The organism is Nocardioides sp. LMS-CY (genome assembly GCF_018732145.1).
Classification (GTDB): Bacteria; Actinomycetota; Actinomycetes; order Propionibacteriales; family Nocardioidaceae; genus Nocardioides; species Nocardioides soli.
Genome location: NZ_CP076104.1, coordinates 3,089,950 through 3,101,817, shown reverse-complemented (window position 1 = coordinate 3,101,817; position 11,868 = coordinate 3,089,950). Strand labels below are relative to the sequence as shown.

Annotated in this window: 14 protein-coding genes; 10 read left to right on the top strand and 4 right to left on the bottom strand. The window is 73.6% G+C overall.

Annotated elements, in window-relative coordinates; all coding sequences use genetic code 11:
• Positions 1-143: 143 nt before the first annotated feature.
• Genes KM427_RS14855 through KM427_RS14845 form a run of 3 tightly spaced genes read right to left on the bottom strand, consistent with a single transcriptional unit; the run spans position 144 to position 2,393 of the window.
• Positions 144-716, bottom strand: coding sequence for a nucleoside/nucleotide kinase family protein (locus KM427_RS14855; protein ID WP_252274543.1), 573 nt, complete (start codon positions 714-716; stop codon positions 144-146).
• Positions 717-720: 4 nt separating this feature from the next.
• Positions 721-1,953 carry an amino acid deaminase/aldolase gene (locus tag KM427_RS14850; protein ID WP_215524362.1) on the bottom strand — a complete coding sequence of 411 codons (1,233 nt, stop codon included), beginning with the start codon at positions 1,951-1,953 and terminating at the stop codon, positions 721-723.
• On the bottom strand, positions 1,953-2,393 hold the full coding sequence (locus KM427_RS14845; RefSeq protein WP_183594306.1) for a cellulose synthase: 441 nt from the start codon (positions 2,391-2,393) through the stop codon (positions 1,953-1,955). The genes KM427_RS14850 and KM427_RS14845 overlap by 1 nt, the downstream gene beginning before the upstream one ends.
• Before the next feature lie 80 nt (positions 2,394-2,473).
• Between KM427_RS14845 and KM427_RS14840 the strand changes: the two genes are divergently transcribed.
• From KM427_RS14840 to KM427_RS14795, 10 genes are all read left to right on the top strand, one after another.
• Positions 2,474-3,016, top strand: coding sequence for an SseB family protein (locus tag KM427_RS14840; RefSeq protein ID WP_252274541.1), 543 nt, complete (start codon positions 2,474-2,476; stop codon positions 3,014-3,016).
• Between the two features lie 314 nt (positions 3,017-3,330).
• Entirely contained in the window at positions 3,331-4,035 is a 705-nt protein-coding gene (infC, locus tag KM427_RS14835) for a translation initiation factor IF-3 (RefSeq protein ID WP_215527642.1), read from the top strand.
• 88 nt (positions 4,036-4,123) lie between these two features.
• Positions 4,124-4,318, top strand: coding sequence for a 50S ribosomal protein L35 (rpmI, locus tag KM427_RS14830; RefSeq protein ID WP_183594308.1), 195 nt, complete (start codon positions 4,124-4,126; stop codon positions 4,316-4,318).
• 80 nt (positions 4,319-4,398) lie between these two features.
• Positions 4,399-4,785 (top strand): 50S ribosomal protein L20, encoded by a 387-nt coding sequence (rplT, locus tag KM427_RS14825; RefSeq protein WP_183594309.1) that lies wholly within the window; start codon positions 4,399-4,401, stop codon positions 4,783-4,785.
• A 49-nt stretch (positions 4,786-4,834) separates the two neighbouring features.
• The gene (locus tag KM427_RS14820) at positions 4,835-5,752 is read left to right on the top strand and encodes a TrmH family RNA methyltransferase (RefSeq protein ID WP_252274538.1); all 918 of its coding nucleotides are present in this window, start codon (positions 4,835-4,837) and stop codon (positions 5,750-5,752) included.
• Between the two features lie 34 nt (positions 5,753-5,786).
• On the top strand, positions 5,787-6,818 hold the full coding sequence (locus KM427_RS14815) for a MerR family transcriptional regulator (RefSeq protein WP_215524360.1): 1,032 nt from the start codon (positions 5,787-5,789) through the stop codon (positions 6,816-6,818).
• Positions 6,819-6,828: 10 nt separating this feature from the next.
• Positions 6,829-8,073 carry an MFS transporter gene (locus tag KM427_RS14810; protein WP_215524359.1) on the top strand — a complete coding sequence of 415 codons (1,245 nt, stop codon included), beginning with the start codon at positions 6,829-6,831 and terminating at the stop codon, positions 8,071-8,073.
• A 4-nt stretch (positions 8,074-8,077) separates the two neighbouring features.
• Positions 8,078-8,605 carry an RNA polymerase sigma factor gene (locus KM427_RS14805; protein ID WP_183594312.1) on the top strand — a complete coding sequence of 176 codons (528 nt, stop codon included), beginning with the start codon at positions 8,078-8,080 and terminating at the stop codon, positions 8,603-8,605.
• On the top strand, positions 8,602-9,504 hold the full coding sequence (locus tag KM427_RS14800) for a hypothetical protein (protein ID WP_215524358.1): 903 nt from the start codon (positions 8,602-8,604) through the stop codon (positions 9,502-9,504). The genes KM427_RS14805 and KM427_RS14800 overlap by 4 nt, the downstream gene beginning before the upstream one ends.
• A 70-nt stretch (positions 9,505-9,574) precedes the next feature.
• Positions 9,575-10,615, top strand: a complete 1,041-nt coding sequence (locus KM427_RS14795) for a sensor histidine kinase (RefSeq protein ID WP_252274535.1) — start codon at positions 9,575-9,577, stop codon at positions 10,613-10,615.
• On the opposite strand, the gene KM427_RS14790 is transcribed toward KM427_RS14795, so the two are convergent.
• Entirely contained in the window at positions 10,612-11,868 is a 1,257-nt protein-coding gene (locus KM427_RS14790) for an MFS transporter (RefSeq protein WP_215524356.1), read from the bottom strand. The two genes, KM427_RS14795 and KM427_RS14790, sit on opposite strands and share 4 nt — an antisense overlap.

Here is an 11,868-nt window from a genome sequence, read left to right as displayed (position 1 = left end):
CGCATCAGGAGTCACCAGCACCCCAACTGCCACCTGGCAGCCGCCGTCCGCACGACACGCCGACGAGCCCCGGCGCGCCGCGCGGGTTTCGGCTGCCAGCAGCCGAAACCCGCGGCTACCGGAGCCTCGAGGGCCTCGCGTCCCTAGGTCGCGAAGCGCAGGTCGGCCCGCTCGCGGGTGCGGTGCTGGGCGAAGTGCTCGGCCTCGGCCGCGGCCCACTGCTCCCAGTACGGCGCGAACGCGTCGCCGTCGCGCTCGATGCCGCGCCGCATCCGGACGTCGCGGGGCGCCTCGAGCCAGACCAGCACGGTGGCCAGGTCGGCGACCTGGCGCGAGCCCGAGCCGACGCCGTCCAGGATGAGCAGGGGGACGGGGGAGACGGTCACGGTCTCGGCGTACTCCCCGCGCAGCCAGTCGTAGCGGCGGTAGCTGCCCGGCCGGCCGTCCGCGAGCGGGCCGAGCAGGCTCTCGAGCTGGGCGCCGACGCTCGCCAGCCCCGACCAGCCGTCGAAGAGGTCGTCCATGCGCACCACCACGGCGTCGCCGGCGAGCTCGGCCAGGGCGTCCGCGAGCGTGGTCTTCCCGGACCCGGCCTGGCCGTCGAGGCAGACCAGGCGCCCCGCGCCGAGGGTCGGCGGGCGGCTCCGGGCCAGCTCCAGCACGCGTACGACCGGGGGCTCCTCCGCGCGCCGACCCAGCGGGGCGGAGGAGGCCACGGCCTCAGAAGGCCTGGCCACAGCCCCGGTACGTCGGCACGGTGTCGACGAACTCGTCGCCCGACAGCAGGTGCACGCTCAGGGCGTGCTCGAAGGGCTCGCCCGACTTGGCCGGGCGGAACCACACCAGGTCGCCCACCTCGAGCAGGTCGGCCGGCTGACCGGTGATCGGGGTCTGCACCTCGCCGGCGCCCTCGAGGCTGGTGAGCGAGAGCCCGGCCGGGGCCCACGGCGTCGGCAGCCGGTCGGCGCCGGCGGGGCCGGAGGCGACGATCCCGCCGCCGTGCACGGTGACCATGCCGGGGGCGGGGCGGCGGACCACCGGCAGGCCGAGGTACGACGCGGGCCGCGGCTCGAACGAGGCGTAGTGGTCGAACAGCGTCGGCACGAGCAGGCCCGAGCCGGCCGCGATCTCGGTGACGACCGGATCGGCGGCGGTGGCCTCGACGGACCCGGATCCGCCACCGTTCCAGAACTCCAGGTCGGCGACCTGGCGCAGCGCCCGGTCGAGCTCACGCCGTCGTACGGCGAGCTGGGACATCGACAGCGACTTGAGTCGGCGCAGCACCATCGACCTGGCCCGCGCGGTCGGCACGACGTCCTGGAGGCCCGCGACCTGGCCCTCGTAGGTCATCGCGCCGACCAGTCGGAACCCGGCGCGCCGGTCGATCTCGCGGGCCAGCGCCACGATCGAGGCGGTGTCCTGGAGCGGGGAGCGCTTGGGGCCGATGTGCTGGCCGGCGAGCCTGAGGCCGGCGTCGACGTCGACGGCGACCCGGACCTCCGCGCCACCCGGTGGCCGGGCGCCGTCGATGACGTCGAGGTGCGCCGGGCTGTCGACCATGATCACGATGTCGGCCGCGGCCTCGGGCGACGAGGTCAGCTCGGCCAGGGCACCACGGTCGACCGTGGGGTAGGCGACCAGGATGTCGTCGCAGATGCCCTGGTGGTGCAGCCAGAGCGCCTCGCGCAGGGTGAAGGCGAGCACGCCCCGGAACCCGTCGTGGGCGAGTGCGCGCTCGATCAGCGCCGGGACCCGCACCGACTTCGACGCGATCCGGACCGGGAGGCCGCCGGCCCGGCGGACCAGGTCGTCGGCGTTGGCGTCGAACGCATCGAGGTCCACCACGAAGACCGGCGTCGGCAGCGGCACGCCCTGCTTCGCGACCGCGTCGTTGAGGCGCGACCACAGCCGGTTGCGATCCACGGCGCTCGGCTGTCGCCGGGGTGGTGCCATCAGTTGATGCCTCGCTTGCGCAGGAGGGCCTCGATCTCGGCCATCTCGGGGTCGGTGTCGATCGCCGGCGCCTTCCGCGAGGCGCCGCCGGCGGGCAGCTCGGTCGAGCCGCCCTGCGGCTTCTCGGGCCGGGCCTGCCCGAGCTGGCGCGTCCGCATCATGCCGGACACCACGATCAGCACCACGCCGACCCCGCCGATGATCACGCCGAGCCACACCGTCGGGCTGAAGACCAGACGCGTCGCCCAGTCGGCGACGGCGTCGACGATGCGAGTGAACATCTGGAGCGTCTTGGTGAGGTAGGCCGCCAGGGGCAGCAGCGTGAAGCCGAGCGCACGCATCCCCGAGGTCAGCCCGCGGCGCCGGAAGGCGGCCCAGGTCCAGATGCCGCCCAGCACGGTCAGGCTGAGCGTGAGTGCGGCCCATGCAGCGTCGTCCACCCTTCCAATGTCCCACACCGGAGGTGACGCGGGCTCGGGTGGATTCGCGGTCGTCGCTCGGCTCCGGGGAGAATGGCCGGGTGCTCGAGCCCGACCCCACCCACTCCCGCGTGATCCCGGACCCGGGCTTCGCGGGCGACGACGGCGCCGCCCAGCCCGAGCTGGCGCAGGCGCTGGCCGCGTGGGCCGACGACCCGACGACGTACGCCGGGGTGCTGGCGGCGCTCCAGCGCTCCCGGCTGCTGGTGCCGGTGGTGGCGGTGCTCGGCGAGGTCGAGTACGACGAGGCCGGACTCGCGCACGACAAGACCAGCGACATGGCGACCGTGCTGCTCCAGGGCGCCGACGGCCGGCTGGCCCTGCTCGCCTTCACCGGCACCGGGCCGCTCACCGCGTGGGACCCCGCCGCACGACCGGTGCCCGTCGCGGCGGACCTGGCCGCCCGGTCGGCGCTCCAGGACGGTGCCGCGGCTCTGGTGATCGATCTGGCCGGCCCGGTGCGGTTCGTCGTCGACGGCGACGACCTGCGCGGCCTGGCGGAGGGCTGGACGCTGGCCCGGGTCGGTGCCGGCACCGCCTGGATTCGGCCCGACGGGGAATCTTCGGCTAGCATCTTGCGTTGACCGATCTGTTCCGACCCGACTGCGTCCACCAGGGCCGCCGCCGAGCCGGAGCAGATCCCACAAGCGGAGGTCAGCACGATCGCCTCCCACCCGCACCGGCCGCAGTCGCCGCACCGTGTCACAGCAGTGCGACAGCACAGGTCGTCGGGTCCGGTCCCGAGGCGCTCGGCCTCCGGCGTACGTCGGAGCCGTGACCGCCCCGGTGGCGCTCCCACCTCGCGTGGGGGGCGCTCCGACTGGCTTCCGCTTGCACCAAGCGGAAGCCACTGTTGATTTCGGACCTCCTGGCCCGGGCCCGACTCCGGTTTCCGGTCATCTGGCCACCAGGAGGACACATCAGCACCGAGCTGCGAATCAACGAGCGGATCCGGGTTCCCGAGGTCCGACTCGTTGGACCCAACGGGGAGACGGTCGGCATCGTGCCGACCGACCAGGCCCTGAAGCTTGCCCAGGAGGCGGACCTCGACCTCGTCGAGATCGCGCCGCAGGGCAAGCCGCCCGTCTGCAAGCTCATGGACTACGGGAAGTTCAAGTACGAGAACGCCCAGAAGGCCCGTGAGGCCCGTCGGAACCAGACGAACGTGATCATCAAGGAGATGAAGCTTCGTCCGAAGATCGACCAGCACGACTACGAGACCAAGAAGGGTCACGTCGTGCGGTTCCTGCGCGCCGGCGACAAGGTCAAGATCACGATCATGTTCCGTGGTCGTGAGCAGCACCGGCCGGAGCTGGGCTTCCGGCTGCTCCAGAAGCTCGCGGAGGACGTGAGCGAGCTGGGCTTCGTCGAGTCCGCCCCCAAGCAGGACGGCCGCAACATGATCATGGTGCTCGGCCCGCACAAGAAGAAGGCCGACGCCAAGGTCGACATGAAGGCCGAGAAGGAGTCGCGCGCTGCCGAGCGCGCCGCCCTCGAGGCGGAGGAGCGCGCCGAGCGCGACGCCGCCCACGCCGCCGGACCGGTGGCGCAGAAGAAGGAGCGCGGCCGCTCCGAGAACCTCGATCCCGAGATCGACGCCTGAAGCTTCCGCAGACCGCGACAAACGCCGGTCGAGCCAGCCCGAGACCGCTCGGCCGGCGCGATCTGCAGCAATGAGAGAGAGACACACGATGCCGAAGAACAAGAGCCACTCCGGCGCTGGCAAGCGCTTCCGCGTGACCGGCTCCGGGAAGATCCTTCGCGAGAAGGCGGGCAAGCGCCACAACCTCGAGAAGAAGCCCTCCAAGGTCACCCGTCGGATGACCGGGACCGTCGAGGTCGCCAAGGCCGACGTGCCGCGCGCCAAGAAGCTGCTGGGTCGCTGACCCTCGCACCACCCCACCGGTGGTCGAGCTCGTCGAGACCCCCGCACCAGAGAACTTTGAGCAACAAGGAGTAAAGACCCATGGCACGCGTCAAGCGGGCAGTGAACGCCCAGAAGAAGCGCCGGACGACCCTCGAGCGCGCCAGCGGCTACCGCGGCCAGCGCTCCCGCCTCTACCGCAAGGCGAAGGAGCAGGTCACCCACTCGCTGGTCTACAGCTACAACGACCGGCGCAAGAACAAGGGCAACTTCCGCCGCCTGTGGATCCAGCGCATCAACGCCGCCGCGCGTGCGCAGGGCCTGACCTACAACCGCTTCATCCAGGGTCTCAACCTGGCCGGCGTCGAGGTCGACCGCAAGATCCTCGCCGACCTGGCCGTCAACGACATCGCCGCGTTCAACGCGCTCGTCGAGACCGCCAAGGCCGCGCTGCCCGAGGACGTCAACGCGCCCAAGGTCTCTGCCTGATCAGGTGGGCCTGAACGACCATCTTCCGCCCCTGACCCACGGCGCTCCCTTGACGAAGGGGAACGGGCGGGTCAAGGAGGCGCGGAAGCTCAGCCGCCGCTCGGAGCGATCCGAGCGGCGGCTGTTTCTCGCCGACGGCCCGAAGGCCGTCGAGGGCGCCCTCGGCGTCGAGGGGTGCGTGGTCGAGGTCTTCGCCACGCCCGCCGCGACCGAGCAGTACGCCGACCTCGCCGGTGCCGCGCCCCGGTGGACGCTCGTCGACGACCGTGCGCTGGCCTCGCTCAGCGACAGCGTCAACCCGGCCGGCCTGGTCGCGGTCTGCACATTCCTGGACAAGTCGCTCTCCTCGGTGGTTGAGGTGCGAGGCGCGCCGGCCGAGCCGCCGGTGGTTGAGGTGCGAGGCGCGCCGGCCGAGCCGCCGGTGGTTGAGGTGCGAGGCGCGCCAGCCGAGCCGCCGGTGGTTGAGGTGCGAGGCGCGCCAGCGCCGAGCCTCGAAACCACCCCCCACCTCGTCGCCATCTGCGCCGACGTCCGCGACCCGGGCAACGCGGGCACGGTCATCCGCTGCGCCGACGCCGCCGGCGCCGACGCCGTCGTGCTGGCGGGTCACTCGGTCGACGCCTACAACCCCAAGACCGTGCGCGCGAGCGTCGGCAGCCTGTTCCACCTGCCCCTCGCGATCGAGCCCGATCCGGCCGCCGCCGTACGCGCCGCGCAGGCCGCGGGCCTCCAGGTGCTCGCCGCCGACGGCGCCGGTGAGGTCGACCTCGAGCACGCCGACGAGCTGCTCGCGGCGCCGACCGCATGGCTGTTCGGCAACGAGGCGTGGGGTCTGCCCGCCGAGCTGGCGGAGCTCGCCGACCACCGGGTCCGGATCCCCATCCACGGCCGTGCCGAGAGCCTCAACCTCTCCACCGCCGCCGCGCTGTGCCTCTACGCGTCGGCGCGCGTGCACCGGCGGGCTTGACCTTCAGGTCGCCCGAGACCCGAGCGTTGGCGTCGTGACCTCCTCGCCGCTCCTGACCATCGGCGCGTTCGCCCGCGCCGTCGGCCTCACCGCCAGCGCCCTGCGCCACTACGACGAGTGCGGCCTGCTGCCGCCGGCCGAGGTGGACGACGCGACCGGCTACCGGTACTACACGCCCGATCTCGCCGACCGGGCCCGGCTCATCGTCGCCATGCGCGAGGCCGGCGTGCCGATCGAGGTGATGCGACGGGTGCTCGACGGCCCCGAGCACGAGGCCGGCGCCGCCCTCGCCACGCTCGTGGAGGAGCGCGTCGCCGACGCGGCTCGCACGCGAGCGCTGCTGCGTGAGGTGCTCGGCGCGGACGCGCCGCACGACGCTCGGGCCCGGGTCGACGCCCGGGTGCTCGCGTCGGCGCTGCGCCAGGTCCGGATCGCCACCGAGCGCGACCCGGCCTCGCCGCTGAGTGCCGTCCTGATCGACGTGTCGGCCGCCGGCGTCGACGTCGTCGCCACGAACCGCTACTGGATGGCGATCCGCTCGATCGCCTCGACCGACCTCGTCGGCGAGGGTCGGGTGGTGCTCGGGCTGGCGGAGGCCGCACGGCTCGCCGACCGCCTCGACGATCGCACCGAGGTCGACCTCGAGATCGTCGGCGACGGACTGACGTGGGGCGGCGGCCTGCCCGGCGTCGACGGCCGCACCACGCCCTATCCGGCCCATCGGCTGCTCGTCGACGGACTCGAGCCGGCCACCACCGAGGTGCTGGTGGCGGCCGCGGAGCTGGGCGACGGGGTCGGACGCACCGGCCGCGCCGAGGTCGGCCTGGAGATCGGCCCGGCGGGCATCCTGGTCGGTGCCGACGAGGCGCCGTCGTACGCTGTGCCCGCGGCCGTCCGCGGACCGGCCGTGACGCTGTGGATGGGAAGTGCGCTGCTGCGTCGGGCACTCGGCGCGTGCCTCGGCCCCGAGGTGCTGCTCGAGGTGGTCGCGGGCGACCGGGCGGTGCGGCTGAGCTCGCCCTACCAGCCGGGCTTCCTCGCGCTGGTCATGCCCGCGCCACGATGAACCGCCCCGGATGAGCGCGCGGCGCCCCTTCGGCGCCTGGCTGACCGCGGCGACCATGTCGTCGACAGGGGACTCGATCTCGTTCTTCGTGCTCGGCTGGGTGGCCGCCGCCCACGGCCCCGGTGCGGCGTCGCTGGTGCTGACCGTGGAGAGCGTGCCGCTGTGCCTGCTGATCCTGTTCGGCGGTGCGCTCGCCGACCGGTTCGGCGTACGCCGGGTGATGGTCGGCTGCGACGCCGCGATGCTGCTCGTGATGGCTGCGCTCGCGGTCGGCGCCACCCGGAGCGTGCCGCTGTGGGCGCTGGTGGCCGTCGCCGCGCTCTCCGGGACGGCCGCGGCGTTGCGCCGGCCCGCGGAGGGCGTCTTCCCGCGGCTGTTCTTCGACGGCGACCTGCTCGCGAAGCGGATGGCGCTGGTGGGCGGCTGCCTCCAGGTCGCGCGGGTGACCGGACCGCTGCTCGGCGGGATCCTGATGGCGACCGGTGGGCTCCCGGCGGCCGCCGGCATCGACGCGGCGACCTTCGCGGTCGTGCTGGTGGTCCTGATCGTGGTGCGGCCGCCCCGGGAGGCCGAGCACCTCGTCACCGCGCCGGGCCGCGGCTGGCGGGCGATCGCCGACGGCGTTCGCGCCGCGTCCGCGACGCCCGGTGTGCCGCGCACCGTGGTCGGCGTGATGGCGCTCGCCGGGGCGGTGCTGCCGCTCGTGATGCTCTGCGTGCCTGTCGCCGGCCGGGCGCGTGGCTGGTCGGTCGGCGAGGTCGGCGTCGTGGCCGCCGCGTGGGTCGCGGGCGGGCTCCTGGTGACCGTGGTCGTCGCCCGTCGTGGCGCGCCGAGCCGGCGCGCGGCGACCGTCGGTCCGCTGCTGGCCGCGCTCGCGGTGGGCGTCCTCGCGGTCGCCGGCGACTGGCGCCTCGCGGCGGGCTCGCTGCTGGTCGTCGGTGTGGGCTCGGTGCTCTTCACCGCACACGTGCTGCCCGTGTTCGTGGCCCGGACGCCTCCGGACATGCTCGCGCGCTTCCAGTCGCTGCTGGGACTGGCCCAGACCGGGCCGGTGCTGGTCGCGACGCCGTTGCTCGGTGCCCTCGCGACCCAGCTGGGGCTCGGCTGGGCGCTCGCCGTGGTCGCCGTGCTGCTCGCCGGTGCGGCGCTGCCGATCGCGAGCGCGGCGAGCATGCCGTCGGGCGAAACCCCTCAGCGGCCCGCCGAGATCGTCGGCGTGGCGTGCGAACCTCAGGGCCGACCGACGGCGTACTAGTGGTGTGAGCGGTGGGCGGGAGCGGGAGTTCAGCGAGTTCTTCGTCGCGTGTGCCCCAGGCCTGAGACGGACGGCGTACGTCGTCGTCGGGGACTGGCAGCACGCGGAGGATCTGACGCAGCAGGGGCTGGCCAAGCTGTACGTCGCGTGGCGGCGGGTGCGGCCGGAGACGCGGCTCGCCTACGCGCGGCGGATCGTCGTGAACGAGTGCCTCACCCACCTGCGCCGGAAGCGGCCGGAGCTGCTGTACGACGTCACCCCCGATCGCGTCGACCGTGCGACCGGGCCCGGAGATTCCGTGCTCGACCTGGAGGCCGCGCTCGCGCTACTGCCGCCTCGGCAGCGCGCGATCGTGGCGCTCCGGTTCCTTGACGACCTGCCGGTGGCCGAGGTGGCGCGCCTGCTCGATGTCGCCGAAGGAACCGTGAAGAGCCAGACCTCGCGTGCGTTGGACACCTTTCGACAGCATCTGCCTCAGCTCATCTCGGCGTTGGCCGAGCCCGAGACCCCGAACGCGGAGGAGCACCGATGACCCAGCACGAGTTGAGCACGCTGCTCCGCGAGCACGTCGCGCGCGACGAGCCCCCCGCTCCGCTGCCCGGACCGACCCTGCAGGCCGGGCGTCGCAGGCTGCGAACCCGACGCGTGACCGAATGGGCGGCCGCGCTCGCGGTGCTCGCCGTCGCAGGCGCCTCGCTGGTGACGTGGACCCAGCTCGACGACGGCGGTCGGGCGGCCACCGCCATGGACCCCGCGTCGGCCCAGGCGCTCGAGGACTACGACGCCCTCCGTATGCCCGCGCTCATGGACGAGCAGGTGCGGGGCGTGCTCGAGCGGACCGCGCCCGAGCTCGGCGAGTCGCGGTTCGCGGCATACGACGACCAGCGGAGGGACCTCCCGGAGCGGTACTGGAGCAAGGCGAGCGCGCTGGAGGTCAGCTACGGTCCCGACGAGCATCGGTACTCGGTCTCGATCAGCCACGCGCGAAGCGAGGCCGAGGGCGACCCCGAGGCGTACTGCCGCGACGGGCTCGACGGCGGCTACTACCTCGAGTGCACCGTCTCCCGCACCGATGACGGCGACGTCGTGATCAGCATGCTCGAGGCCACCCGGCCCATGTGGGGCGGGCGGTCTCACATGGTCGTGCAGAGGAAGGACCTCGACACGGTCGATGTCGACCGATTGTGGTTCTCCCGCACGGTCAAGGTGATCAAGTCCGAGACGCTGCTCACCTACGTCACCGAGCGCGTCAAGGCGACCGATCCCGACCCGGGCTCGGTCCCCTTCACCACGCCGTACGCCGACCTGGCGGCCATCGGCACGGACCCGTTGCTCGTGATGCCGGTGCCGCCGCCGGGCGACAACGGCTGCCCGGCCTGGTCGATGCCACGCCCGCGCCACAGCGTAAGCTGCGGCAGCACGGCGGACTGACCCGAGCGAGACGCGGGCCGAGGCGCGCGACGCGGAAGCGCACCGGCGGCGGGGCCGTAGGGTGAGCGGCGTGGATGTCGCGCTCGACCTGCTCGCGGACGGCGTGGTGCTCGCCGACGCAGAGGGGCTGGTCACCGCGGTGAACGTCGCGGCCGGACGGCGGCTGGGCGTCGACCCGGGGGCGGCCGTGGGCCGGCCGCTCGCCGAGGTGCTCGCGCTCCAGGACCACGAGGGCCGGGACTGGTGCTCGGTCAACAGCCCCTACGACGGGCTGTCGACCCGCACCGCGGTGCCGGAGCAGCCGTGGCTGCTGCCCGACGGCACCGAGGCGCTCGTGGTCGCCCGGATCCACCGCCCGGCGCTGACGGCACCGGTCAGCGCGGTGGCGGTCAGTCTTCGGTCTGGCCGCGGCCGGGCCCGGCTGGACCGGGAGCGGTCCGACCTGGTGGCGACCGTCGCCCACGAGCTGCGCTCGCCGCTGACGGGCGTGAAGGGCTTCGTCCAGGCGCTGCTGAACCGCTGGGACAAGCTCAACGACGAGCAGAAGAAGCTGATGCTCACCACGGTTGCCGCCGACTCCGACCGGCTCAGCCGCCTGATCGCCGAGCTGCTCGACGTGGCCCGCATCGACACCGGCCGGCTGCAGCTCTACCCGCGACCCTCCGACGCGGGCCTGCTCGCCCGCCGGGTCGTGGACTCGGTCGCCGCCGGCACCAGTCGCTCCGTGGGGATCGAGGTCGCCGAGGGGCTGCCGGAGGTCGACGTCGACCCGGACAAGTTCACCCAGGTCGTGACCAACCTGGTCGAGAACGCCGTGCGTCACGGCGAGGGCGACGTCCGGGTGGCGCTGGAGCACGCCGACCACGCCCCGGACGGTCCCGGCATCTCCCTCGCGGTCACCGACGAGGGGGACGGGATCTCGCCCGAGCTGCGCCGCCGGGTCTTCACGAAGTTCTGGACCAGCGGGCAGCGGGGCGGCTCCGGCCTCGGCCTCTACCTGGTCAACGGCCTGGTGCGGGCCCACGGCGGCACGGTGACGATCGGGGACGCCACGGGCGGCGGCGCCCGCATCGTCGTGCTGCTGCCTGCGTCGGTCGCCGACGCGGTCTAGATGACCGGCCCCACTGCGTCGATCCGGGTCGGGACCACCGCGAGGGAGGCGGCGGCGAGGAGCGCGAGGACGACCAGGGTGGCGGCGTGGCTGCCGAGACCGGCGGCGAGCGCGGTGGCGAGCCATGGGGCGAACGCCGCGGATGCCGTGAGGGGCAGCGCCAGGGTGGCATTGAGCCGCGCGTAGTCGGTCGTGCCCCATCGGTCGGTGACGGCGGTGGCCTGCAGGAGTGTGTAGATGCCGCGGGCCATGCCGGCCAGGAACGACAGCATGACCAATGCGGCGTACGGCCCGGGGGTGACGGCGAGTGCGAGGGTCGTGACGGCGACGCCGGCGAACACGAGCCGGGTGCGGGTCGCGGTGCTGGTGGCCGCGTCGAGGCGGCGGTAGCCGAGCCGGCCACAGACCTGGCCGATGCCACCGATGCCGAGTGCGGTCGCGGCTGCCTCGGTGCTGAACCCGCGGGCGGTCAGCAGGGGCACGAAGACGATGATCACCGACCACATGCACGTCGCGGCGAGCGTGAACGCCGTCGCGGTTCGGGCGAATCCCGGCATCCGCCAGGGCGAGCTGCCCGGATGGTCGGCGGCGGCAGAGCCATCGACAGACGGGTCGGCGGCGACATCGGTGGTCGTGGGCCACGGCGCGCGGAGTCCCCAGGCGTGCAGGACGACGGTGATGACGAGCAGACCGGCGAGGACGGTGTAGGCGTCGCGCCACCCGAGATGCTCGTCGAGGACCGCGGTAAGTGGTGCGAACACGGTGCTGGCGAGGCCGGCGACCAGGGTGAGCGCGGTGAGGGCCTGGAGCCGGCGCGGACCGGCCCAGATGGTCAGCGCCGCGAACGCGGGCTGGTAGAGGGTGGCGGCCATGGCCGCTCCGGCGACGCACCAGGCGGCGACGAACCACCACCACGATCCGGCCTGGGCGACCAGCAGCACCGCGGCGACGGCGACGACCGAGCCGAGGGTCATCACGCCGTGGGGGCCTCGGTGGTGGATGCGCCTGCTCACGAGGAGCCCGATGCCGGCCGCGACCAGCTGGGCCACGGTGAACGCAGCGACCACGGCGGGCGAGGACCAGCCGGTGTCGTCGCTGATGGACGGCGCGAGCACCGGGAAGGCGTAGTACAGGATGCCCCAGGAGACGATCTCGGTCGCGCACAGCACGACGGTGACGCGCCTGAGGGCGGTACGCGGGAGCCCGCGGTCCAGGGTGACCGCGGGCTCCGCGCTGTCGGTCGTCGGCTCCAC